Consider the following 24,973-nt stretch of genomic DNA (forward strand, 5'->3'; position numbering starts at 1 on the left):
GCAGTCGCGAACGAAAGGAGAGTCTGATGGCCGCCGCCGACACCACCGCCACGGCGAAGTGGCGGTGGGGACTGCTGGACGTCGTCGTGGTGGTCTTCGCGCTGATCCCGGTGCTCTGGATCGCCTCGCTGTCGTTCAAGACCACTGCCACGCTCACCGACGGGAATTTCATCCCCCGGGAGTGGACCCTGGACAACTACCGGACGATCTTCTCCACCGACATGTTCGTCCGGGCCCTGGGCAACTCGATCGGGATCGCCCTGATCGCCACCTTCATCGCGGTGGTGCTCGGCACCATGGCCGCGTACGCGGTGGCCCGGCTGGACTTTCCCGGTAAGCGGGCGCTGGTCGGGGTCTCGCTGTTGATCGCGATGTTCCCGCAGGTCTCCCTGGTCTCGCCGCTGTTCGAGATCGAGCGGTCGCTCGGGCTCTTCGACACCTGGCCGGGGCTGATCCTGCCGTACATCACCTTCTCGCTGCCGCTGGCCATCTACACGCTCTCGGCCTTCTTCCGGCAGATCCCGTGGGACCTGGAGAAGGCCGCCAAGATGGACGGCGCCACCTCGGCGCAGGCGTTCCGCCGGGTGATCGCCCCGCTGGCCGCGCCCGGGGTCGTCACCACCGCGATCCTGGTCTTCATCTTCTGCTGGAACGACTTCCTCTTCGCGATCTCGCTGACCTCCACCGAGCGGTCCCGCACGGTGCCGGTGGCGCTGTCGTTCTTCACCGGGGAGTCGCAGTTCGAGGATCCGACCGGCGCGATCTGCGCCGCCGCCGTGGTGATCACGATTCCGATCATTCTGTTCGTGCTGTTCTTCCAGCGTCGCATCGTGTCGGGCCTGACGTCCGGCGCCGTCAAGGGGTGAGATCGCAGTGGCTGACATCGTGCTGGACAAGGTGAGCAAGAGCTTCCCGGACGGGACCGTCGCGGTCCGGGACGTCGACCTGGAGATCGCCGACGGCGAGTTCGTCATCCTGGTCGGCCCGTCGGGCTGCGGGAAGTCGACCACCCTCAACATGATCGCCGGGCTGGAGGACATCAGCTCCGGCGAGCTGAGGATCGGTGGCCAGCGGGTCAACGACAGGGCGCCCCGGGACCGGGACATCGCGATGGTGTTCCAGTCGTACGCCCTCTATCCGAACATGACCGTCCGGGAGAACATGGCGTTCCCGCTCCGGCTGGCCAAGCTGGACAGGGCGACGATCGAGCAGAAGGTGAACGAGGCGGCCAAGGTGCTGGAGCTGACCGCCCTGCTCGACCGCAGGCCGGCGAACCTCTCCGGCGGGCAGCGGCAGCGGGTGGCGATGGGTCGGGCGATCGTCCGCAGCCCGAAGGCGTTCCTGATGGACGAGCCGCTGTCGAATCTCGACGCCAAGCTGCGGGTGCAGATGCGTACGGTGGTCTCCCGGCTGCAGAAGCAGCTCGGCACCACCACGGTGTACGTGACGCACGACCAGACCGAGGCGATGACCCTCGGCGACCGGGTGGTGATCATGCGGGGTGGCGCGGTGCAGCAGGTCGGCCCGCCCCAGGAGCTCTACGACCGGCCGGCCAACCTCTTCGTCGCCGGGTTCATCGGCTCGCCGTCGATGAACTTCCTGCACGCGGCGGTCGAGGAGGGCACGCTGCGCACGGCAGTCGGCGACCTGCCCCTCGGTGACCGGATCCGGCGCGAGCTGGCGGCCGAGGACGCTCCCCGGGAGCTGATCCTCGGCATCCGTCCGGAGCACTTCGAGGATGCCGTGCTGGTCGACGGGCAGACCCGGGGGCGGGGGGCGGAGTTCGAGGCGCCGGTCGACATCGTCGAGTCGATGGGTTCCGACAAGTACGTCTATCTGACCGTCGAGGGAGAGCGGGCCAGCGCGGCGGAGCTGGAGGAACTCGCCGCCGACTCCGGCGCCGACGACTTCGGCGGCAACGGGACCAACCTGGTGACCCGGCTCTCGGCCGAGTCGACGGTGACCGAGGGGGAGAACCGCCGGATCTGGTTCAACCTGGACAAGATCCACCTGTTCGACCCGGCGAACGGCCGCAACCTGACCCTGCACGACGGTGGGGACACCGAACCGCTCGCGTCCTGACGTGCGGCGGGCACCGGTCCGGCCCGGTGCCCGCCGGCAGCACCGGGCCGGCCGGGGCTCCTCTCGGCCGGTCCGGGCTGGTCCGGGGTCCGCCGCGTCCGCCGCGTCCGGAAGCGCGCCCCGGCAGCATTTGACCACGTAGCGTGGTTACGTGGGTGCGAAGCGTGGCCGTTCGGCTCGGCGGTGGCCTATCGGACCGCCCGTCGCCGCCGGGACCGCCGGGTGACCGCCGCGGCGGTCGCGCTGGCGCTCGGCGCCGCCGTCTGTTTCGCCCTCGGGGCCGCCCTGCAACAGCGGGCCGCGCGGCAGGAGCCACCGCACGGCACGGCCGACCCACGGCTGGTCATCCGGTTGTTGCGCCGTAGGAGCTGGCTGCTCGGCAAGATCCCGGACCTGACCGGCACCCTCCTGCAGGCGTTCGCGCTGCGCTTCGGGCCGCTGACCCTCGTCCAGCCCCTCCTGGTCAGCGGGATGTTCCTGGCGATACCGCTGGAGGCGGCCCTGGACCACCGGCGTCCGCATCCCCGGGACCTCACCGCGGTGGCCGCCTGCGTCCTCGGGCTGGGTGTCTTCCTCGCCGCCGCCAGGCCCCGGGCAGGGGTGGCCCAGCCGTCCCTGATGGGCTGGATGGGGCTCGCGCTGGTCGGTGGCGCGCTGGTCGGGATCTGCCTGCTCCTCGCCCACCGGGCGGACGGCGCCGCCCGCGGGACCCTGCTGGGGATCGCCAGCGGACTGCTCTACGCCGGCACCGCCGCGCTGCTGAAGACCGTCGCCGAGCGGGTCACCGACGACCCGCTCTCGACCCTGACCGACTGGCACCTGTACGCGCTGGTGGTGGTCGGGTTCGCCTCGGTGGCGCTGAACCAGAACGCCTTCCAGAACGGTCCGTTGGCCGCACCGCTCACCTCGATCACCCTGGTCGACCCGATCGCCAGCGTCGTGATCGGAGTGACCGCCTTCCACGAGACGCTGTCGTTCGGCGGGCTCCGGCTCCTGGTCGAGGTACCCGCCATCCTGGCCATGGCCTTCGGGATCTGGCTGGCCGGCACCCGGCCCGGCGGCCGGGAGGGCTTCGAGGGCGGCTGAGCGAGGCCACAACCGGGCCCGCGTCCCGCGGACGGACCGGTGGCCCGGACGAGGGCTCTCAACCCGCCCGGACCACCGGCATGCCAAGGGCTACCCGGGATGCCGGGAAGTATGCGTCCCGCTGACGTCCGGGTGGCCCGGTCCCGACGGGACCGGGCCACCCGGCAGGAGCCGGCCCAGCAGCTCGGTCAGCACCGCCATGCCGTCCCGGCTCAACACCGACTCGGGATGGAACTGGACCCCGGCGTACGCCGGCCCGCGCAGCGCGTGCACCGCACCGTCGACCGGGTCCCGGGCCAGCCGCACCGGCCCGTACGCCGTCGTCAGCTCGTCGGCGCCGGCCAGTGCGGTGTAACTGGAGTAGAAGCCGACCCGCGCGACGGTGCCGAAGAGCGTGACGTCGCGGCAGAGCCCCTGGTAGGGCGCGGTGCGCCGGTGCAGGGCCAGACCGAGCCGGGCGGCCAGCAGCTGGTGGCCCAGGCAGACGCCGAGGGTCGGTGACCCGGCATCGAGCAGCCGACCGGCGAGACCACGCAGGGCGACCATCTTCGGGTCCGTCGGGTGCGCCGGGTCTCCCGGCCCGGGACCCAGCACGGTGAGTTCGGCGGTGCCGAGGTCGAGCCCGGCCGGATCGGTGAACTCGGTCCAGCGGCGCACCGTCACGCTCAGGCCGAGCGCCCGCAACTGGTGCGCGAGCATCCCGGTGAAGGTGTCCTCGCCGTCGACCACCACCACCCGCCGGCCAGCGAGGTCGGGTCGTACCGTGGCGCCCGGCGTCCGCTGCTCCAGCCAGAACCGGGCCAGTCCGGCGTTGCGGGCGGCGAGCGCCGCCCGTACCGCCGGATCCTCGGCGAGCCGGACCTCCGCCGCCGGGACCGGGCCGACCGGTGCCGGACCGCCGGATCCGCGGCTGCGGAGGATCGGGCCGGCGGGTCCGCCGTTCCGGACGATCGGGCCGCCGTTCCGGGTGGTGGGCGCGGCCGGCCCGGGCCGCAGGCCCAGCGCGGTCAGCACGCCGGCCGCCTTGGCGTGGGTCTCGGCCACCTCACCGGCGGCGGTGGAGTGCCGCACCAGGGTCGCGCCGACCGGCACCCGCAGGGCTCCGGTGGGGGAGATCTCGGCGGTACGGATCAGGATCGGCGCGTCCAGGGTCTGCCGGCCGGCGTCGTCGACACCGAGCAGTGCCAGGACGCCCGCGTAGTAGCCCCGGCCCCGGCGCTCGTGCCGGGCGATCACCCGGCAGGCGTTCTCCATCGGGCTGCCGGTGACGGTGGGCGCGAACATCGTCTCCCGGAGCACCTCCCGCACGTCGAGGGAACCCCGGCCGGCGAGCAGGTACTCGGTGTGGGTGAGGTGCGCCATCTCCTTCAGGTACGGCCCGATCACCTGCCCACCCTGCTCCGCCACGGTCGCCATCATCTTGAGCTCCTCGTCGAGCACCATGTACAGCTCGTCGATCTCCTTCGGGTCGGCGAGGAAGCGCAGCAGCGCGTCCCGCTCGGCCGGCCGGCCCGGATGGCGCAGCGTGCCGCTGATCGGGTTCATCATCACGAGCCCGTCCTCGACGCTGACGTGTCGTTCCGGCGAGGCGCCGACCAGGATCCGGGTGCCGGTGTAGACCAGGAACGTCCAGTAGGCGCCGCGCTCGCCGGTGAGCAGCCGGCGCAGTGCGGCCAGGGCCGCCGGCAGCGGCGGGCCGGCCAGCGTGCCGAGGCGGGCGCGGTGGATCACGAAGTTCGCGCCCTCGCCCCGGCCGATCTCCTCGTGCAGGACGCGTCCGACGATCTCGGCGTACTCGGCGTCGGCGAGGTCGAAGCCGGCGTCGTGGACCACGGGCGGCCCACCGGGCAGGGCCGCCAGCGCCCGGGCCAGCGGCACCCGCTCGACCTCGGTGAGCAGCAGGCACTCCAGCGGGGCGCCGTCGTCGACACAGGCGAAGCCGCGCTCGGCGATCTGCCGGTACGGCACCACGGCCAGCGTGCGCGGACCGGGCGGACCGGCCGGCAGGGGGATGTCGGCGAGCCTCGCGACGCGGCGCGGCAGGCCGGCGCAGACGTCCAGGCCGGCGGCACCGTCCCGGCGCACCAGCGCGAACGGGCCGGGGTCGGCGCCGGTGGTGATGGTGTCGAGCAGGTGGTCCAGCAGGGTCATCGGGATCCGTCCCTCACAGCGTGGGGCCGTCCGGGGTGGTGGCCGTACGGGCTGGAGGAACGCTGGCGGCCGCCGCGTGGGGCGGCCGCGTGGATGAAGAGCTACGCGCGGAGGTCGGCCGCCGGGATGGCGGGCCACCAGGAACTCAGTCGCGCGGGCACGGGACGAGTCTAGGGCAGCGGCGCCGCTGCCGGCACCCCTTCCGGACACTCGCCCACCAACTGGGCGCCCCGGGGCGGGCCGCGGCCCGTCCGGCTGCTCCGCCCGGCACACCGCCCTGCTCGGCGCCGCCGAACGGGTACGGTTTCCGGCGATGAGGATTCTCGCGCTCGACCTGGGTACGTCGTCGGTGCGCGGCCTGGTGCTGGACGAGGCCGCCCGGCCGCTGCCCGATGCGCTGGCCCGGCGGAAGGTGGAGGTCGCGATCGGCGACGACGGCCGGGCCACGCTCGACGGGCCGGGCTACCTCGCCGCGCTCGCGGAGTGCCTCGACGAGCTGGCGGCGCTGGACCTGCTGCGCGACGTCGGGCTGGTGGTCGCCTCCGGGCAGTGGCACTCGGCGGTGCCGCTGGATGCCGCCGGCACCCCGCTCGGCCCGGTGCTGACCTGGTTGGACACCCGCCCCACCGCTCCGGCCGGGGTGACCGGGCCGGCCGACCCGGAGGACTTCCATCGGCGCACCGGCACCTGGTGGCATCGCTTCTACTGGTCGGTACGGCTGCCCTGGCTGCGGGAGCAGCTCGGTGGCGGCAAGATCCACTTCACCGGCCTGGTCGAGTACGTCTTCAACACGCTCCTCGACGAGGCGGTCATGTCCGTCTCCCAGGCGTCCGGCACCGGCCTGCTGGATCTGCGCACCCTGGACTGGGATCCGGAGGCGTGCGAGCTGGCCGGAGTACGCCCGGCCGAGCTGCCGGCGCTGGCGCCGCCCGACTGGTGCGGCCGGCTCCGGGCCGGATACGCCCGTCGGTGGCCGGCGCTGGCGGAGGCCCGGTGGGCGCTGCCCAGCGGCGACGGCGCCGCCTCCAACGTCGGCTCGGGCTGCTACGACAGCAGGCGGGCGGCGGTCACCGTCGGCACCTCGGCGGCGGTCCGGCTGGTCCAGCCCGCCCCGCCCGGCGCCGAGCTGCCGCCACTGCCCGAGGAGCTCTGGCGCTACCGGGTGGACCACCAGCACGTGGTCACCGGTGCCGCCTTCTCCGGCGGCGGCAACCTCTACGCCTGGGCCCGCCGGGAGATGAGGTTGCCCGAGGGGCCGGAACTGGACCGCGCCCTGGCCCGGGTGCCGCCGGGCGGTGGCGTACCGGCCGACCCCCGGCTGGGCGGCGACCGTCCACCCGGGCTCGCCCCGGCCGGCTCCGGCGTACTCTCCGGGCTCGGGCTCAACACCACCGCGGTGGACATCCTGGCCGGCCTGATGGACGCGCTCTGTGCCCAGGTCGCGGAGAACGTCGCGGCGATCGAATCCACCCTGGACCGGTCGGTCGAGGTCGTCCTCGGCGGTGGCGCCGTCGCCGCGTCCCGGTGGTGGCGGCGCGCCTTCGCCGTGGCGCTGGCACCGCGCGAGGTGCACTACGTCCGGAATCCCGAAATCGGTGCGGTCGGCGCCGCCCTGGTGGCGATCGGCCGGCTCGACGGTGCGTCCGGACTCGAACGCATCGGCCGGACGGATGAGGACGAGTCGGCGACAGCGACAAGATCTGATCGCCGGCAGTATCCTTCCTGAGCTGTTCCGCCTGACAGATCATTGACAGCAGGTCAGGGCCTGGACTGAAATAGCTCCGCTCCTTGGCGCGCCCCCGCATCGAGGACGGTAGGAGGCATGGTGGCTACTGCCCCGGACCCGTCGCATGGCGCCGTCTCGCGTCACCGTCGGCGCCGGCTCGACGTCCGGATCGTGCCCCACCGCCGCCGGTCCCCGTTCCGGTTGCGGGACTGGCGGATGCGCACGAAACTGGGCGCCGTCCTCGTGGTGCCCTCCGTCGCCTTCCTGGTCCTCGCGGGGGCGCAGACCGGTGCGCTGGTGAGCCAGGCCGACCTGCTCGGCGTGTTCGCCGACCAGGTGCGGGTGGGGCGGGAGATCGGCGCGCTGGTGCACGAGCTGCAGCGCGAGCGGGACCAGACGGCGGGTGAGCTGGCGGCGCTCGCGAGCGGCGCGTCCCCGCAGGTCGAGCCGGGCCGGCCGCTGCCGGCGCTGGAAAAGGTCTATCCGGTCGCCGACGGCGCCATCGACCGGTTCCGCGCGGCGGCCTCACCGCTGGCCCAGGGCGAGGCCTCCTGGCGGATCTCCTACAACCGGGTCGACGACGCGCTCGAACGGCTGCCGGAGGTCCGGGCCTCCGTCCCGGCGGCCGGGCTGACCCCCGAGCCGGTGCTCGCCGAGTACGACCGGACGATCGAGGTGCTGCTGGTCCTGCTCGCCGAGCCGTCGCCCGGGGTGGACCGCCCCGACCTGACCGACGCGGTGCTGCGTTACGTCGAGTTCGCCAACGTCAAGGAGATCAACTCACGGATCCGGGCGCAGCTCTACGCCGCCGCCCGGGCCGGCCGCTACGACCAGACCGACGTGGTGGAGCTGGCCGACCTGCGGGCGCAGCAGCTCACCCGGCTCGCCAGCTTCCGGGCCTCCGCCACGGACCGGCAGATCGAGCGCTACGACAGGGCCGTGGACGATCCGAACTTCGTGGCCGCGCTCAGGCTGGAGGAGAGCACCTTCGCCGCCGGTGACCGGACCGCCGCCGTGCTCGAACCGGGCCGCTGGTGGACGGTGAGCCAGCAGCGCCAGGACCTGCTCCGGCAGGTCGAGGCGGGTGCGGTCGGTGACGCGGTCGCCCTCGCCGACTCGCGCAGCGCGGAGCAGTTGCGCCAGACGCTGCTCACCGCGGGCGGTGTACTCGCCGTGCTGCTGGCCGCGCTGCTGACCTCCATCGTCATCGGCCGCTCGATCGCCCGGTCGCTGCGGATGCTGCGCGGTCAGGCGTTGCGGGTGGCCCAGGTGGAGCTGCCGGAGACGCTGGAACGGCTGCGTACGGTGGATCCGGTCGCCACCGAGTTCGAGGTGCCGCCGGCGGACGTCCGGTCGATGGACGAGATCGGCGACGTGGCCGAGGCGTTCGTGGCGGTGCACCGCAGCGCGGTGACGGTGGCGCTGGAGCAGGCGGTCATGCGACGCCGGGTCAACGCCATGTTCGTCAACCTCGCCCGGCGCAGCCAGGTGCTTGTCGAGCGGCAGTTGGAGCTGCTGGACGAGCTGGAGCAGGACGAGAGCGACCCGGACCAGTTGGAGAACCTCTTCAAGCTCGACCATCTCGCCGCCCGGATGCGGCGTAACGACGACAGCCTGCTGGTGCTCGCCGGCACCGAAGCCACCCGGCGGTGGAACCGTCCGGTGCAGTTGGCCACGGTGATGCTCGCGGCGGTCGCCGAGATCGAGCAGTACCAGCGGATCCGGCACAGCGTCGCCGGCGAGATCCACGTCGTCGGGCACGCCGTCGCCGACCTGGTGCACCTGCTCGCCGAGCTGCTGGAGAACGCCTCATCGTTCTCCCGGCCGGACACCGTGGTCCGGGTCGACGCCGCCGGGCAGCCGGACGGCAGCGTGCTCGTGGAGATCCTCGACCAGGGTCTGGGCATGAGCCCGACCGCCCTGGACCAGGCGAACGAGATCCTCGCGGTGCCGCCCGCCGCCGATGTCGCCGCCTCGGAGCGGATGGGTCTCTTCGTGGTGAGCCACCTCGCCGCCCGGCAGGGCGTACGGGTGCGGCTGCTTCCCACCGGGCAGGGTGGCCTGGTGGCGGTGGTCCGGCTGCCGGCGAACCTGCTCGCCGCCGCCCCCGCGCCGGATCCGACCGAGGTGCCGGGACGGCGGAGACTGGAGATCGTCGCGGGTGCCGTGGCCGGCCCGAACGGCACGCACCCGGCGGCCGACCCGCAGCCGGCCGCAGGTGCCGGGCCCGCGCGGCGGGCGGGGCGCCGGGAGACGCCGACCCGGGCCGAGGACGTGCTCGGGATGGCCACCGGCGCCGGCTCCGCGCCGGGCAGCACATGGTGGTCCCGGCAGGGGCGGAGCGCGGCTACGGCCCCCGCCCAGGAGCCGGCGCCGCCCGCTCTGGAGAGTGCGCCGTCGTCCCCGCCGGCCTCCGGAAACGCTCCACCGGCGGTGCCGGTGACCGGCGGTGTCAACGACAGCGGACTGCCGATCCGGGTGCCGATGGCCCAGCTGCGGGTGAAGTCCGAGCCGGTCCGCCCCGGGCCGCCGGCACCGCGACCCGAGCCCGATCCGGAGCAGGTGGGCGGCATGCTGTCCCGCTACTACGGTGGGCTACGGCGGGCCGAGGCGGAGGACACGATCGTGATACCGATGGCGCCGGCCGGCGCGCGCACCGAAGAGGAGAAGTATTGAGCACGCTCAGTCAAGAGGCACGGGATCTGAACTGGTTGGTGAGCGGGTTCACCGAGCGGGTGCCGGGGGTGGCGCACGCCATCGTCGTCTCCGCGGACGGCCTGCTGGTCGCGGTCTCGGAGCACCTGCCGCGCGACCACGCCGACAAGCTCGCCGCGGTCACCTCCGGCCTGTCCAGCATCACCACCGGTGCGGCGGAGATGTTCGACGGCGACGTCGTCAAGCAGACGGTGGTCGAGATGGGTCGGGGATATTTCCTGGTGATGCAGATCCGGGACGGTTCGATCCTGGCCACCCTCGCCGCCAACGACGCCGACATCGGTGTGGTCGGTTACGAGATGGCCAAGCTGGCCAAGGCGGCCGGTGAGATGTTGACCCCGGCGCTGCGGGCCGAACTCCAGCAGGCGCTGCCCCGCTGACCGGTGGGCGGGGATCGTCGCCGGACCGACGGTGTGGCGCCGGCCGCCGACCGAGGTACGTCCGTCGGCGACCGCCGGACGTGCGGCGCCGACCGCCGGGCGGCTCATGCCGGCGAGGCCCGGTCGAGCCGGCCGAGCTGGGCGTCGAGCTGCTCCGCGAGCCACCGTTCGTACCCGGCCCGCTCGGGACCGTCCCAACCCCGGGTGGCACCCTCGATGCACATGATGAGAAAGAGATAGATCGTGTAGAGGATGAGCCGGCGGCGGGCCGACGCCGTCAGCTCGATCCGGTCGTGCCCGGCCGAGGCGTAACCGGCGAGGATCTCCGGTTCGTCCGCCAGGTCGCGGAAGAGCGTCATCGAGACCAGTTCGGCCAGCGGATCGCCGAAGAAGGCCCGTTCGCCGTCGATCAGGCCGGTCACCCGGACCGTGCCGGACGGGTCGGCGGCGACGAAGACGTTGCCGTCCCAGAGGTCGAAGTGGACCAGCGCGGGGCGGCGTACCTCGTCGAGGAGATCGGCATGCCGGCGCATCATCGCGCCGATCCGGTCCGGCGGGGCGGGTAGCCGGCTGCCCAGCCGGACGGCGTCGGCGAGGATGTCGTCGACCATCGCCCCGAACGCGGCCCGCCAGGACGGCTGCCAACTGCGGCTGCCGCGCAGCGGATAGCCGTACGCCGGGCCGGTGACCGTGTGCAGCCGGGCCGCGTGCGCGGCGATCTCACCGCGCACGGCGGCGAGCTGCGCCGGGGTCAGCTCGTCGCGGCTGTGCTGCAGGTCCGTCCCGGCCACCCGGCTGAGGAAGACGAAGTCGGTGCCGACCAGATCCCGGTCGAAGTCGGCGTAGACCACGTCCGGCACGACGCTCACCACCCGGGCGGCCCGCCGGTAGAAGTCGACCTCGGTACGCATCAGGTCGACCTCGTGGCTGAGCAGCTTCAGCTCCGGCGGAGGTGCGACCTTGAGTACGAGTTCGGTGCTCTCGCCGAGGGTGACCGCGTAGGCGGCGTTGTAGGTGCCGCCGGTCAGTTCCTGCCAGGAGGTGATGCCGGTCCGGTCGCCGAAGCCGCGGTGGACCAGCGACCGGAGCTCGGTCTCGGTGACGTGCCTTCTGGTGGAACTCACCATCTCCATGATCAGATGCAGTTCTGCGCGATCACCCGTCGGTACCAGTGTGCGCTGCGCTTGAGGATCCGCCGCTGGGTGGGGAAGTCGACATAGATCAGCCCCCAGCGCTGCTCGTACCCCTCGTTCCACTCGAAGTTGTCCATCAGCGACCAGACGTGGTAGCTCTCCAGCGGCACGCCGTCGGCGATGGCCCGGTGCACGGCGGCGAGGTGGTCGCGGAGGAAGGCGATCCGGCCGGGATCGTCCACCGTGCCGTCGGTGCCGAGCCGGTCCGGGGTGGGCAGGCCGTTCTCGGTGATGGTGAGCGGCACGTCGCCGTAGTCCCGGGTCACCCGGGTCAGGATGTCGTACATCCCGTCCGGGAAGATCTGCTGCCAGCTCGCCTCCGAGGTCGGCCATCTGGTGATCGTGCCGCCGTCGGCGGTGACGTAGATCGGTGTGTAGTACTGCACGGCGAGCAGGTCCACCGGTGCGGAGATGATCCCGAGGTCGCCGTCCCGGATGCCCCGGACCATCCGGTCGTCCGGGCCGAGGTCGTCCAGCACGTCCGCCGGGTAGGCGCCCCTGAAGATCGGGTCGAGGTAGAGCCGGTTCTCGTAGCCGTCGTAGAGCCGGGTCGCCGCCGCGGCCGCCGGGGTGTCGTCGGCCGGATAGCAGGGGTGCAGGTTCAGCGCCGGGCCGATCCGCGAGCCGCTGCCGGTGGCGCGCAGCGCGCGTACCGCCAGGCCGTGTGCGAGTTGCAGGTGGTGCGCGACCAGGTAGGCCGCGGCGGGCTCGCGCAGGCCGGGGGCGTGGTGACCGCCGAGGTAGCCGTTCTGTACCACCGTCTTGGGTTCGTTGATGGTCAGCCAGACCGGCACGCCGGCACCGAGCGCGTCGAAGACCGCCTCGGCGTAGTCGGCGAAGCGGTAGGCGACCTCCCGCGATTCCCAGCCGCCGATGTCCTGCAGCGCCTGCGGCAGGTCCCAGTGGAAGAGCGTGGCCATCGGGGCGATGCCCCGGTCGTGCAGGCCGTCCACCAGCCGCCGGTAGAAGTCCAGGCCGCGCTGGTTGGGCGTGCCGGTGCCGTCGGCCTGGATCCGGGGCCAGGAGATGGAGAAGCGGTACGTCCCCAGTCCCAGGTCACGCATCAGGTCCAGGTCCTCGACGTACCGGTGGTAGTGGTCGGCGGCCACGTCGCCGGTGTCGCCACCGCGGACCCGGCCGGGGGTGTGGCTGAAGGTGTCCCAGACCGATTCGCCGCGTCCGTCGTCCTTGGCCGCGCCCTCGATCTGGTACGCCGAGGTCGCCGCGCCCCACCCGAAGCCGTCCGGAAAGCGGAGTCCGAGCTGCGCCTCGGGCGCCGTGCGCCGCTCGTCGTCGGCCTCGGAGTCGGCATCGCAGCCGGCCGTTGCCGCTGCGCCGGTGACGCCAGCGGTCGCGGTGCCCATCGGCAGGCGCCCGGCCGGGACGGCACTGGCGGATAACGCGGCGTGGCGCAGCAGATGCCGCCGAGTCAGTACGGACATGCTGTCTCCTCGTGAGTGGGGCCCTCCACACGACGCCCGGGAGCGCTCCCATAGGGGAGCCTAGCGATCCACCTGGCGATTGCGTAGAGGATGTTCGGGTGGCAATGGCGGGTCTGGGCCTCGTCCATTGCCCGTCCCCACGTGCAGCACGACCACGGCGACCGCTCGTCGCGTCGCGACGATGCCGGTCGCCGTCCGTGATGCCGATGACGCAGCCGATCAACCGGTTCGGCGTCGAGACGCTGTACCGATGACCGATTTTCCCGTCGTTGGCGGGGGTTTAGTGTGGGGACGGGGAGGGCAACCCCCGTCCCCACCGCGAGTTACAAGCACGCACGAGCGGAATTGGCGTCCAGGTCGTGCGTGCCGCGCGGGAGCCGGGCCACGCGAGTGGCTCTGGTTCCACCTCCTTCCGAGCGGTGGTGGCTGGCTGACGGCGGAGTCCGGGCTGGCCCGCCGTCAGCCCTGTGGCTGAGCGGTCGGCGAGCTACGATCTGGCGTAGCTCACCCAACAGGGTCTGTGCGGTCCGGCGGGCCGGACCCTCGCAGCCCCAGGTGGTGCGATCAAGCTACTTACACCTCGATCGATGGAAGCGCTCCCATCGACGTTGGTTGGACTGTAGCCCGCGTCACGGCTTTGTGAAAGACCCAAAATAAGATCGAAACATCGGGCCAACGCCGGCGAAATCGTCCCGTGGTCCGCTCGATCGACTCTCCGGGCAGGTCAGTGCCCTTCTCCGACCGTACGTAGTGGACCGGAAATCCGGCTCTACTTGCTGCGGGAGCGCTCCCATGCAACACTGTCGAACTATCGCGGTAGGGAGCCACAAGCTGACGCGATCGTGGGCCGCCAGGGCACCCGAGTTCCTCGGTACGGCGCCCCTGCACCGTTCGGAGCCGCCACGTCCGGCGCCTCCTCCGGCCTCCGCCGACCCCCGGTCCGGGACGGGTTGATCACCACCATTCCGGCGCCTACCCACCAGCGCGCAGCCACACACCGACGCGCAGCAGGCGCCCCAGCCGCGGCAGCACCGCGGCCCGGTCCGCGAGGAGAACTCACGACATGAAGTTGAGGTTAGCGAGACGCCGAGTGGCGATGGCCGCCGCCGGCATTCTGGTGGTCGGAGGTGTTGCCGCCGTCCCCGGCACCGCCTACGCCGCTCCCGGCTGCGACGTCACCTACACCGCCAACAGTTGGGGTTCCGGGTTCAGCGCGTCCGTCACCATCCGGAACGTCGGCGATCCGTTGACCAGCTGGAGCCTCGGGTTCACCTTCCCCGGCAACCAGCGGATCACCCAGGGCTGGTCGGCGAACTGGACCCAGTCCGGCGCGAACGTGACCGCCACGAACCTCTCCTGGAACGGCAACCTGGCCACCGGCGCCTCGACCAGCATCGGGTTCAACGGCTCCTACTCGGGGACCAACACCAGCCCGACCGCCTTCACCATCAACGGCAACCCCTGCAACGGTGCCCAGAACACCGCGCCCACCGTGGACATCACCAGCCCGGCCAACGGCGCCAGCTTCACCGCACCGGCGAACGTCACCGTCTCCGCCACCGCCAGCGACGCGGAGGGGCCGGTCGAGCGGGTCGAGTTCTACCGCAACGGCATGCTTGTCGGCACCGACACCAGTGCGCCGTACAGCTACACCAACAGCGCGCTGCCGGCCGGGTCGTACACCGCCCAGGCCCGCGCGTACGACAGCGCCGGGCTGAGCGCCATCGACGAGGTGGCCTTCACCGTCACCGGCAGCAGCCAGGCCAGCGTGGTGGTCCCGGCGACGCTCACGGTGCCCGAGGGCGGCAACGCCGCGCTGAACGTCCGGCTCAGCGCCGCACCGACCGGCAACGTCACCGTCAACCTGGCCAGGACCGGCGACGCGGACGTGACGCTCGGTGCCAGCACCGCGACGATCACCCCGCAGAACTGGAACACCGGGGTCAACGTCCAGGTCAACGCCGCGCAGGACAGCGACGACGTCAACGACACCGCGACCATCACCGCCAGCGCCAGCGGGCGTACCCCCGGCACCACCCAGGTGACCGTCACCGACGACGAGGGCGGCGGGCCGGCCGGCGAGTACGGCGAGGAGTTCCTGGAGCTCTACCGGAAGATCAAGGCGCCGGCCAGCGGCTACTTCAGCCCCGAGGGCGTGCCGTACCACTCGGTGGAGACGCTGCTGGTCGAGGCTCCGGACCACGGCCACGAGACCACCTCCGAGGCGTTCAGCTACTGGCTCTTCCTGGAGGCCATGTACGGCCGGACCACCGGCGAGTGGGGGCCGTTCAACGACGCCTGGCGGATCATGGACCGGTACGTCATCCCGTCCGAGACCCAGTCCAACTACAACGCGAGCGACCCGGCGGACTACGCCCCCGAGGCGAACCGGCCGGACCTCTACCCGCAGCAGGGCGGCAAGCTCGACTCCAGCGTGAGGGTGGGTCAGGACCCGATCGCCGCCGAGCTGCAGTCGACCTACAACAGCGGCCGGGTGTACGGCATGCACTGGCTGCTCGACGTGGACAACGTCTACGGCTACGGAAAGTGCGGCGACGGCACCACCAAGCCGGCGTACATCAACACCTACCAGCGCGGCCCGCAGGAGTCGGTCTTCGAGACCGTGCCGCACCCCTCCTGCGAGACCTTCGCGCACGGCGGCCCGAACGGCTACCTGCCGATCTTCATCGGTGACTCCTCCTACGCCCAGCAGTGGCGCTACACCAACGCTCCCGACGCCGACGCCCGGGCCGTGCAGGCCGCGTACTGGGCGCTGAAGTGGGCCAAGGAGCAGGGCGCGCAGGGCCAGATCTCGGCGACGATCCAGAACGCCGCCAAGATGGGCGACTACCTGCGCTACGCGATGTACGACAAGTACTTCAAGCAGCCGGGATGCGCCTCGCCGTCCTGCGCGGCCGGCACCGGCAAGAACAGCGCCGCCTACCTGCTCTCCTGGTACTACGCCTGGGGCGGCTCGCAGGGCGGCAGCAGCAGCTGGTCCTGGCGGATCGGTTCCAGCCACAACCACGGCGGCTACCAGAACCCGTTCGCCGCGTACGCCCTCTCCACGGTCTCCGAGCTGATCCCGCGGTCGCCGACCGCACGGACCGACTGGGCGACCAGCCTCACCCGGCAGATCGACTTCTACACCTGGCTGCAGTCGGCCGACGGTGCGATCGCCGGTGGCGCGACCAACAGCTGGAACGGCGACTACAGCGCCCGCCCGTCCGGCGTGCCGACCTTCTACGGCATGGTGTACGACGTCAAGCCGGTCTACCACGACCCGCCGTCGAACCAGTGGTTCGGCTTCCAGGCGTGGAGCATGGAGCGGGTCGCGGAGTACTACCACGAGAGTGGTGACGCGCGGGCCAAGGCGCTGCTCGACAAGTGGGTCAACTGGGCGCTCGACCACACCACGGTGAGCGGGTCGAACTACGAGATCCCGTCGACGCTGAGCTGGAGCGGCCAGCCGGGTGGCAACTGGACCTCCGGCACCACCTCGGTGAACAACAGCAACCTGCGGGTCTCGGTGGTCGACTACACCCAGGACGTCGGGGTCGCGGGCGCCTACGCCCGTACGCTGATCTACTACGGTGCGAAGGCCAACCACGCCGAGTCCAAGACGACCGCGAAGGCGCTGCTCGACGCCGTCCTGCAGCACAAGGACAGCCTGGGCGTGTCGGTGCCGGAGACCAAGGCGGACTACAACCGCTTCGACGACGCCTACAACTCCAGCACCGGCCAGGGCCTCTACATCCCGTCCGGCTTCTCCGGCACCATGCCGAACGGCGACCCGATCAACTCCAACTCCACGTTCCTCAGCATCCGCTCGTTCCTCGAGGACGACCCGGACTGGCCGAAGGTGGAGTCGTACCTGAACGGCGGCCCGGTGCCGACGTTCAACTACCACCGCTTCTGGGCGCAGATCGACGTGGCGATGGCGTTGCACGACTACGACCGGCTGATCGGCTGATCCCGGTCACCGAGCGGGCCTGATTCCCACGGTCAGGCCAACCGTGGCGGGCCGGCCGGATTGGCCAACGCAGCGATCCGGCCGGCCCGCCACTCCCGCTCCGGCGACGGCGGGAGCGGCAACCACTGCCCTCCGGGCGGGCGGCACCATCCGGGTGCCGCCCGCCCGGCGCGTTCCCGGACCTCCGTCAACCCGAGCCCGCCGCATGGCGGGAATCTTCGTGGCGCGACCCGGTAAGGAACTGAGTTTTCAGTCAGCCCCGGGGTGCCCCGGAGGTCAATCCGGAGTATCCTGTCGGTAGTGGGAGGGGCCGCTTCCCCCGTGGCGGCCCCTCCCGCTTCTTGTCTTCTCCCGCCCACCGTCGGACGGTGGTGCCGCGTCAGCTGTGCCGGGTGCGTCCGATACGGTGTCCCGCGTGCGTGGCCGAAGCGTCATCCTGACTGCGTCCTGGTTGGTCCTCCTGACCGCCGCGCAGATACTCGCGTTCGTGGCCGTCTGGCGGTTCGCGGTCGGCACCGAGCAGGGCCAACTGCTCGACACGATCGCCCTGACCGGCAACTCGATCGGGCAGCGCCGGATCGAGGGCATCGTCGGCGGCGTGCTGAACGCCGTCTCGCTGCTCTCGCTGCTGGTCGCCACGGCGGTCATCGGCTTCATCGCGCTGATCCGGGTCAGGATCACCCTCGCCGTGGTGACCGTCCTGCTGATCCTGGGCGCGAACCTCAGCACGCAGGCGCTCAAGTTCTTCATCGAGCGGCCCGACTTCGATGTCGACGAGGCCCGGGAGGCGGCGGGCAACAGCCTGCCCAGCGGGCACGCCACGGTGGCCGCCTCGGTGGCGATCGCGCTGGTCATGGTGCTGCCACCCCGGGTGCGGGGCTGGGGCGCGCTGGTCGGCGCCGGATACGCCGCGGCGGCCGGCGTCGGGACCATGTCGGCCGGCTGGCACCGGCCCAGCGACGCCGTTGCGGCGCTGCTGGTGGTCGGTGCCTGGGCGTCGGCGGCCAGCCTGGTGCTGCTGCTCACCCAGCGAGACACGGCCCAGGTCGCCCCCGAGGACGGGAACCGCCAGGTCACCGCGGTGCTGGCCGTCGTCGGCCTGGGACTGCTGCTGGTGGCCGCGGTCGCGCTCGGCTGGACCGACGGGATGCGCGCGACGCCGATCCCCGACTTCGACCGGCGCCAGCTCCTGGTCGCGTACGGAGGCAGTGCGGCGGGGATCGCCGGCACCGCGGCCCTGGTGACCGCGCTGGTGTTGCTCACCCTGCACCGGGTGGTGCCCCGGCACACCGGTCGGGGCACCGTCCCGCCCGCGGACTGACGGTCCCGCCCGCCGACTGAGGTCCCGCCCGCCGACTGACGGTCCCGCCGGGGTCTGCGCTCCGGCCCGCCGGCCAACCTGGCCCGGTGCGGATCGACGGGACCGTCCGGAAACGGGCCGAGAATTCGGCGCGTATGCCCGGCGCCCGGGACGGGCGGCCCGTCAGAACTGGGCGCGCAGCTGGGACAACACCACCGGATCGATCCGTGCCGGCGCCAGTCGCTCCTCCAGGTTCTCCACGCCGGCCCAGGCGGCGAGCCGGGCATCCAACCCGGCGCCCTCCTCCTCCGGATAGCCGAGCCCGGCGAGCAGCCGCGACACCTCGTCGGCCAGGTCGCCGCTCAGATCCAGCAGCATCTCCGGGTCGGGCCGCTCGAAGAGCATCCGGTGCACCTCCAGCAGCCGGGCCAGCTCGGTCACCGGGTCGGGGTGGTCGTCGACCCTCAGGTCCACCACCACGTCGCTGCCGCCGCCGTACCCGCCGCCCCGGCCCACGACCAGCAGCGCGGCGCTCTGCCGGCCCCGCCGGTCGCCGCCGGCCAGGTCACCGGCCCGGAGCGCGCCGAGCAGCCGGTCCGGAAAGTGCCGGCCCGCACCGGCCAGCCAGGCGTCCCGCATCTCGTCGACGACCTCCGGGCCGGCCAGGATGTTGCCCTGCACCGCCCAGCCGGCGCCGGCCTGTCCGCCCGCCCAGTCGTGGCACTCGGCGCCGGTGTAGGTGGCACCCGCACCGGCCGCGTCGACCATCCCGATCTGCCGCTGCGACCGGTCCGGGTCGGCCGCGACCAGTCCGGCCAGCACGTCCCCCGCAGCCAGGCCGGTACGCAGGAAGGCGAGGCCCTGCGGCCGGTAGGCCAGGTTGGCCCGCGCCTGGGTGGCCAGGGCACCCACCTCTGCCTCGGCGGCCGGCACCAGGGCACCGACGGCGAGGAACTTGCTCGCGACCGCGACACCGTGCAGCCGGCCGTCGTCGGATCGCGCCACGATGGAGAAGGTCACCCGGCGAGGCTACAAGATCTGACGGTGCCGCTGGCCGGCCGCGATCTGACGATGCTGTTGCCCGGCCACGATCAAGCGGGGACGATCGATCCGATGACTACACGCTGGGGGATGACGGTGCCGCTGGGCGGCGTGCCGCTCGACGGGCACGACGCGATCTATGCCGCACTCGCCGAGTCGGGCTTCACCGATCTGTGGTCCGCCGAGGTGGCCGGCAGCGATGCCTTCACCCCGCTGGCACTCGCCGCCGCCTGGCAGCCGGCGCTGCGGCTGGGCACCGCCGTCGCCCCGGTCTTCACCCGAGGCCCCGGGCTGCTGGCGATGAGCGCGGCCGCGCTGGCCGAAGCCGCGCCGGGCCGGTTCTCGCTCGGGGTCGGCGCCTCCTCGGCGGTACTGGTGCAGGAGTGGAACGCGACCCGATTCGAGGAGCCGTTCCGGCGTACCCGGGATGTCCTGCGCTTCCTGCGCGCGGCACTCCGTGGCGAGCAGGTCGACGAGGTCTACGACACTTTCACCGTACGGCGGTTCAGGTTGGAGCGTCCGCCGGCGGTACCGCCGCCGATCCTGCTCGCCGCGCTGCGTCCCCGGATGCTGCGGCTGGCCGGCGCGGAAGCCGACGGAACGATTCTCAACTGGCTCGCCGACGGCGACGTGCCGACGGTGCTCGCCGCACTGGGGGAGCGCCGCCCTGGCTTCGAGGTGGTGGCCCGGATCTTCGTCTGTCCGACCGAGGACGCCGGGTACGCCCGGAAGCTCGCCCGGCGCCTGATCGCCACCTACCTGACCGTGCCGGCGTACGCGGAGTTCCACCGCTGGCTCGGCCGGGAGCCGGTGATCGCCCCGATGTGGCGGGCATGGGCGGCCGGCGACCGCCGGGGTGCCGGGGACCTGGTGCCGGAGGAACTGGTCGACGCCCTTGTCGTGCACGGCAGCCCCGAGGTCTGCCGGACGCGGGTGCGGCGGTACGTGGCGGCCGGAGTGGACGTCCCGGTGCTCGCCCTGCTGCCGACCCCGGAACTGGCGGCCGGTGGTGCGGCCGCGTTGACCACGATGATCGCGCAGCTCGGCCCGGCGACCGCTCCGGCCGGCGGATCGGGCCCGGCGGCTGGCGGATCGGCTCCGGCGTCGCTCGGCGGATGCGGTCCGGCGTCGCCTGGGCGACCAGGCCCGGGTTCTCCGGAGGCCGCCGGTGGCGGCCCGGCAGCCCTTCCGGTGGCCTGATCCGCCCTTCCGGTGGCTGATCCGCCCTGCCGTCGTCGGTGTTCCGGTCAGCGGCGCCAGCGGAGCGGGCCGGGGTGCAGCGACCAGAGCAGCCGTCGCCACCACGGCCGACCCGCCCGGAGTGCCGCCGCGTACGCCACGGCCAGCTCGCCGGCCCGCCGAGCCTGGTCGTCGGCGGCGTGGCCTGGGGCGAACGCGGCCAGGTTGACCAGCGTGGCCAGGTCGTCGACCGTCGGCACCGACCGACGCAGCGGACCCGGGACCCCGGAATCCGGCCCGGCCCGTCCGGTCCCGGGTTGTTGCCCTGCCCCCGGTTGTTGCCCTGCACCGGCTTCCTGCTCTGCCCCGGGTCGCTGTGCCGGCGTGCCGTCCAGGCTGGACCGGGCGTGCTCGGCGACCTCGGTGGCCGCCAGGTGCTCCGGAACCGGCCGCCCGGCCAGGCGTAGCGCGTCGGTCACCTCCCGCCAGGCCCCGGCGATCCGCTGTGCCGGCGACCCCTCGGCGAGCCGGCGGCGCCGCTGGGCCCGGCGCAGCCCGACGACCAGGGCGGCCAGCCCGGCCAGCAGGAGCAGCAGGCCGCCCGTGCCGCCCCCGACCAGCACCGGAGTTCCCGGACCGGTGCCCCGGCGCGGGGCCGACCGCGCGTCGGGGGTGGTGCTCGGCGTGGCCTCCGGGCTCTCCGTCGCCTCCTCCGGTGGTGGGGTCGGATCCTCGGGCTCCGGCCTGAAGTCCTGCTCCACCGGCTTGGGGCGGGTGTTCGGCTTCGGCAGCGGGTCGAACGACACCCAGCCGAGCCCGTCGAAGAGCACCTCCGGCCAGGCGAGGGCGTCCGCACCGCGTACCGGCCCGGTGCCGGACGGGGGTCGGAAGCCGACCACCACCCGGGTGGGCAGCCCGGTCATCCGGCCGAGCACGGCGAACGCGGCGGCGAACTGTTCCGAGGTGCCGCGCTGACCGCCACCGTTGACCGGGCCGAAGAGGAAGAAGTCGAGGTTGGGATAGGCATGGCCGCTGGGCGCGTCGGCGACCAGCCGGTAGTGCTCGGCGAGGAACGTCGCGATCGCGTCGGCGCGGGCGTACGGCGCCCCGTTGTCCTCGGCGAGCTCGGCGGCGAGCTGCTGCATCTGCTCCGGGGCACCCGGCTCGACCCGGAGGAACCGGGCCACCTCCGCACCGGCGGGCACGCTCGCCGAGGGCAGCAGGCCGTAGTCGGTCTCCTCCCGCCGCGAGGCGACCGAGTAGGTGAGCCCTCGGCTCAGCCCTTCCGGCCGGATCAGCGTCCCGCTCGCCTGGTCGTACGCCACCCGGGCGCCGGTCACCTCGCGCGGGGTGGGCACCGCCGGAAGCAGCCGGCCGGTCAGACCGTCGACGACGATCCGCTGCACGACCTCCGTCACCCGGGCGTCGGGCAGCGGCTCCGGCTCGGGCAGCACCCGCCCGGCGTTCCGGTACGTCGCGCCGACCCGCCAGGTCACCCCGTCGTAGTCGCCGAGCACGGCGAGCCGGATCCGGCGGCCGGCCTGCGGATCGTCCTCCCCGGCGCCGGGTTCCTCCTCACCGGTGGGTTCCCCGTCCTCGCCGTCGGGCGGCGGCGCGGCACCGCCGGCCGGCGCGGGCGCGCCCGGCCCGGCGGTGACCACGTCGAGCAGCTTCTGGTCGGGGTTCAGCGCCCAGCCGGATATCCGGATCAGCGGGTTCTCGTCGAGGCTCTCCACCTGCGGCGGCTGGACGTAACGGCGCGGGTCGACCGGGGTGGCGCCGACCTGCCGGGCCACCACCGGAGCGACAAGCGCGGCGAGCCCGAGCACCACGACCAGGCCGAGCGCGGTGCTGGCCAGCGTCCGGGCCCGCAGGGCGGCCCGCACCCCGGGTGCCAGGCCGTCGTCCGGTTCGGGCGCGCCGGTCCGGCCCGGTCCGGCCGGCCGTCCCCCGGCGGCCAGCGCCACCGCACCGGCGGCGGCGAACGCGACCGTCAGCCAGGGCGTCGAGTCGGCGTTCGGACCGACCACGTAGAGGGCGCCCGCGTACAGGGCGACGGGGGCGGTCAGCCCGAGCAGCACCCGGTCGGCCCGGATCCCGACCTCGGCACCGGCGAGCCCGGTCAACCAGGCGGCGACGACCGGCACGATCACGGTGTCCGGCATCGGCTCGACCGGAATCAGCGCGGTGAGCAGCCGGGGGATGCCGTTGCGGGCGGCATCCGCCGCCACGGCGCCGAGCGGGCCGGACAGGTCGGCCCGCTGCGCGGTGAACCAGAGCGCGGCGGCGGTGTAGCCGAGCAGGCCGAGCACCGAGAGCGGGGCGACCAGCCAGGACGGGAGCCGCCGGGCGGCCAGGCTGACCCCGACGGAGCCGACCGCCGCGCCGAGGACGAGCCGGCTCGCCAGCGGGTCGGCGTAGACCCCGCCGAGCACCACGCCGGCCAGACCGATCATCGCCACCAGGGCCAGCGGCATCGGCAGCGCCCGGAGCACCCTCACCACCGGCGCACCCCGTCCCACTCGGCCGCGAACTCCGCCCCGTCGGCCGCGTCGATCACGACCAGTCCGGCGGCGCCGGCCGGGGTCTGCCCGTCGGCCCCGAAGACCCCGGCGACCACCGACGGGTACGCCGGCCGCAGCGCGCCGACGTAGCCGAGGTCGGCGGCGGCGCCGGGACCGGTGAGGAAGACCAGGGTGTCGCCGAGCCGTTCCTGCCGCAGCCGCAGGGTCGTGGTGCGCAGCGGGTCGCCGTCGGTGCCCTGCGGCCCGCGCTCCAGGTCGGCGGCGGCGAGCCGGTCCAGGAACTCCCCGGAGCCGTCACCGTCGGCGACCAGCAGCAGAGTCACCGGCAGCTCCTCGCGGCGGGCGGCGACCACCACCGACGCGGCCGCCTCGCAGGCCGACTCGAACGTCTCGGCGACCCCGTCGACCCGCCCCGGATGGGCACCGGCCCGGTTGTCCAGCAGGACGACGATCCGGGGCAGGCTGGTGTCGAGCTGCTCCTTCACCATCAGCTCGCCGACCCTGGCGCTGGTGCGCCAGTGCACCCGGCGGAGCTCGTCGCCGACCACGTACTCCCGGAGCGAGTCGAAGGTGATGGAGCCCTGCGGCACCCTGTCGATCCGCCCGTCCATGCTCCGGGCCACCCCGGCCGGCACCGATGTCAGCGGATGGATCCGGGGGTGCACCCAGACCTGCGCGGTGTCGCCGTGCGACCGGGCGACGGTGACCAGCCCGAGCGGGTCCCGCCCGGTGACCCGCAGCGGCCCGACCGCGATCACCCCGCGCCGGGAGGTGGGGACCGGATAGCTGACCGTGGTGTCCCGGCCGGGCCGGAGCCGGAGCAGCGGCACCGGCACCGCGCGGTTGCCGCAGCGGTCCTCGGCGATCAGGTTGGCGGAGCGGAGCCGGGCGTCGTTGCGTACCGTCAGGGTCATGCTGGCCGGCTCGCCCCGGCCGACCCGGTCGGGGTCGGCGACCCGGGTGACGTCGAGCCGGGGCCGCCAGGCGGCGTTGCCGGCGGCGCAGCCGACCGCGATCGCCGCAGCGGTGCCGAGCAGGGCGAGCTCGGGATAGCCGAAGCGGAAGCCGGCGACCAGGAGGATGCCGGCACCGACGAGCAGACCGATGCCGCGCGAGGTGATCGTCATGATACGGGGTGCGCCGTCTCCGTCATGGTGCGGTCAGGTGCCGGCCGGGGCGAGCTGCCCCGAGGGGAGCGGGACCGGCACCGACGCCACCGCCTCGCGCAGCACCTCGATCGGGGTGACGCCCCGGACCTGTGCGTCGGGGGAGAGCAGGATCCGGTGCGCGAAGACCGGCTCGGCGAGCGTCTTGAGGTCCTCGGGCATGATCCAGCCGCGCCCGTCGATCAGCGCGTACGCGCAGGCGGCCCGGGTCAGCGCGATCACGCCCCGGGGACTGACGCCGACCCGCACCTGCGGGTGGTTGCGGGTCGCCGAGGCGAGCCGGACCGCGTACGCGTAGAGCGGGTCGGCGATGTGCACCTGCTGGGCCATCCGCACCATCTCCCCGACGGTGGCAGTGTCGGTCACCGGCTCCAGCGCCTCGGGGGAGCGCACCGGGGCGCCCCGGAGCACCTCGATCTCGACCAGCTCGTCGGGGTAGCCGACCGAGAGCTTCACCAGGAACCGGTCGAGCTGCGCCTCGGGCAGCCGGTAGGTGCCGTCCATCTCGACCGGGTTCTGGGTGGCGACCACGAGGAACGGCCGGGGCACCGGATGCCGGACACCATCCACTGTGACGTTGCGCTCCTCCATCACCTCCAGCAGCGCCGACTGGGTCTTCGGCGAGGCCCGGTTGATCTCGTCGGCGATGACGATGTTGGCGAAGACCGGGCCGGGGTGGAACTCGAAGCCCCGGCTCGCCTGGTTGAAGATGGTCACCCCGGAGACGTCGGCGGGGAGCAGGTCGGGGGTGAACTGGATGCGCCGCCACTGCCCGTGCACGGTCGCCGCGATCGCCCGGGCCAGGGTGGTCTTGCCGACCCCGGGCACGTCCTCCAGCAGGACGTGTCCCTGGGCGAAGAGCGCGGTGAGCGCCAGCCGGACCACGTGCGGCTTACCCAGCACCACCGAGTTGATGTTGTCAGCGATCCGGGCGGCCAGGCTGGCGAAGCCCTGCACGTGCTGCGGCGTGAGCGGCTCGTGGTTGGTCACGGTCGTGCTGCTCCCTGCGGTGCC

Annotated in this window: 15 protein-coding genes and 1 pseudogene; 9 read left to right on the forward strand and 7 right to left on the reverse strand. The window is 73.1% G+C overall.

Going from position 1 to position 24,973, the window contains the following annotated elements:
• The first annotated feature begins 26 nt into the window (after positions 1-26).
• From ACN27G_RS09010 to ACN27G_RS09020, 3 genes are all read left to right on the forward strand, one after another.
• A complete protein-coding gene (locus ACN27G_RS09010; protein WP_421492315.1) occupies positions 27-866 on the forward strand; it encodes a carbohydrate ABC transporter permease in 840 nt (279 codons plus the stop codon).
• A 7-nt stretch (positions 867-873) separates the two neighbouring features.
• Positions 874-2,082, forward strand: a complete 1,209-nt coding sequence (locus ACN27G_RS09015) for an ABC transporter ATP-binding protein (RefSeq protein ID WP_421492316.1) — start codon at positions 874-876, stop codon at positions 2,080-2,082.
• Positions 2,083-2,304: 222 nt separating this feature from the next.
• A complete protein-coding gene (locus tag ACN27G_RS09020) occupies positions 2,305-3,168 on the forward strand; it encodes a DMT family transporter (RefSeq protein ID WP_421492317.1) in 864 nt (287 codons plus the stop codon).
• 90 nt (positions 3,169-3,258) lie between these two features.
• Here ACN27G_RS09020 and ACN27G_RS09025 read toward each other — a convergent pair whose 3' ends face one another.
• Entirely contained in the window at positions 3,259-5,319 is a 2,061-nt protein-coding gene (locus ACN27G_RS09025; RefSeq protein ID WP_421492318.1) for an anthranilate synthase family protein, read from the reverse strand.
• A 313-nt stretch (positions 5,320-5,632) separates the two neighbouring features.
• Between ACN27G_RS09025 and ACN27G_RS09030 the strand changes: the two genes are divergently transcribed.
• The 3 genes from ACN27G_RS09030 to ACN27G_RS09040 all read left to right on the forward strand — a co-directional run bounded on the left by ACN27G_RS09030 (position 5,633) and on the right by ACN27G_RS09040 (position 10,140).
• Positions 5,633-7,045, forward strand: coding sequence for an FGGY family carbohydrate kinase (locus tag ACN27G_RS09030; RefSeq protein ID WP_421492319.1), 1,413 nt, complete (start codon positions 5,633-5,635; stop codon positions 7,043-7,045).
• Positions 7,046-7,261: 216 nt separating this feature from the next.
• The gene (locus ACN27G_RS09035; protein WP_421492320.1) at positions 7,262-9,721 is read left to right on the forward strand and encodes a nitrate- and nitrite sensing domain-containing protein; all 2,460 of its coding nucleotides are present in this window, start codon (positions 7,262-7,264) and stop codon (positions 9,719-9,721) included.
• Positions 9,718-10,140 (forward strand): roadblock/LC7 domain-containing protein, encoded by a 423-nt coding sequence (locus tag ACN27G_RS09040; RefSeq protein WP_421492321.1) that lies wholly within the window; start codon positions 9,718-9,720, stop codon positions 10,138-10,140. The genes ACN27G_RS09035 and ACN27G_RS09040 overlap by 4 nt, the downstream gene beginning before the upstream one ends.
• Positions 10,141-10,244: 104 nt before the next feature.
• Here ACN27G_RS09040 and ACN27G_RS09045 read toward each other — a convergent pair whose 3' ends face one another.
• A complete protein-coding gene (locus ACN27G_RS09045) occupies positions 10,245-11,264 on the reverse strand; it encodes a phosphotransferase family protein (RefSeq protein WP_421492322.1) in 1,020 nt (339 codons plus the stop codon).
• 11 nt (positions 11,265-11,275) lie between these two features.
• The gene (locus ACN27G_RS09050) at positions 11,276-12,775 is read right to left on the reverse strand and encodes a GH1 family beta-glucosidase (protein WP_421492323.1); all 1,500 of its coding nucleotides are present in this window, start codon (positions 12,773-12,775) and stop codon (positions 11,276-11,278) included.
• Between the two features lie 1,063 nt (positions 12,776-13,838).
• Here ACN27G_RS09050 and ACN27G_RS09055 point away from each other — a divergent pair.
• Together ACN27G_RS09055 and ACN27G_RS09060 are read left to right on the forward strand one after the other, a co-directional pair.
• Positions 13,839-16,748: a glycoside hydrolase family 48 protein gene (locus ACN27G_RS09055; protein ID WP_421492324.1), complete on the forward strand. Its 2,910-nt coding sequence runs from the start codon at positions 13,839-13,841 to the stop codon at positions 16,746-16,748.
• A 415-nt stretch (positions 16,749-17,163) separates the two neighbouring features.
• The gene (locus ACN27G_RS09060) at positions 17,164-18,069 is read left to right on the forward strand and encodes a phosphatase PAP2 family protein (protein WP_421492325.1); all 906 of its coding nucleotides are present in this window, start codon (positions 17,164-17,166) and stop codon (positions 18,067-18,069) included.
• Positions 18,070-18,231: 162 nt separating this feature from the next.
• Here ACN27G_RS09060 and ACN27G_RS09065 read toward each other — a convergent pair whose 3' ends face one another.
• Positions 18,232-19,068 (reverse strand): DUF1028 domain-containing protein, encoded by an 837-nt coding sequence (locus ACN27G_RS09065; protein WP_421492326.1) that lies wholly within the window; start codon positions 19,066-19,068, stop codon positions 18,232-18,234.
• 111 nt (positions 19,069-19,179) lie between these two features.
• On the opposite strand from ACN27G_RS09065, the pseudogene ACN27G_RS09070 reads away from it, so the two are divergent.
• Positions 19,180-20,136 (forward strand): annotated as a pseudogene (locus ACN27G_RS09070) (LLM class F420-dependent oxidoreductase); the annotation flags it as partial.
• 200 nt (positions 20,137-20,336) lie between these two features.
• Here ACN27G_RS09070 and ACN27G_RS09075 read toward each other — a convergent pair.
• The 3 genes from ACN27G_RS09075 to ACN27G_RS09085 are packed head-to-tail and all read right to left on the reverse strand — an operon-like array spanning position 20,337 to position 24,949.
• Positions 20,337-22,772 (reverse strand): DUF3488 and transglutaminase-like domain-containing protein, encoded by a 2,436-nt coding sequence (locus tag ACN27G_RS09075; protein ID WP_421492327.1) that lies wholly within the window; start codon positions 22,770-22,772, stop codon positions 20,337-20,339.
• Positions 22,766-23,920 carry a DUF58 domain-containing protein gene (locus tag ACN27G_RS09080; RefSeq protein ID WP_421492328.1) on the reverse strand — a complete coding sequence of 385 codons (1,155 nt, stop codon included), beginning with the start codon at positions 23,918-23,920 and terminating at the stop codon, positions 22,766-22,768. Before ACN27G_RS09080 ends, ACN27G_RS09075 begins: the two co-directional genes overlap by 7 nt.
• Before the next feature lie 33 nt (positions 23,921-23,953).
• A complete protein-coding gene (locus ACN27G_RS09085) occupies positions 23,954-24,949 on the reverse strand; it encodes an AAA family ATPase (RefSeq protein ID WP_421492329.1) in 996 nt (331 codons plus the stop codon).
• Positions 24,950-24,973: the final 24 nt, after the last annotated feature.

This window comes from Plantactinospora sp. WMMB334 (assembly GCF_049179095.1).
Lineage (GTDB): Bacteria > Actinomycetota > Actinomycetes > Mycobacteriales > Micromonosporaceae > Plantactinospora.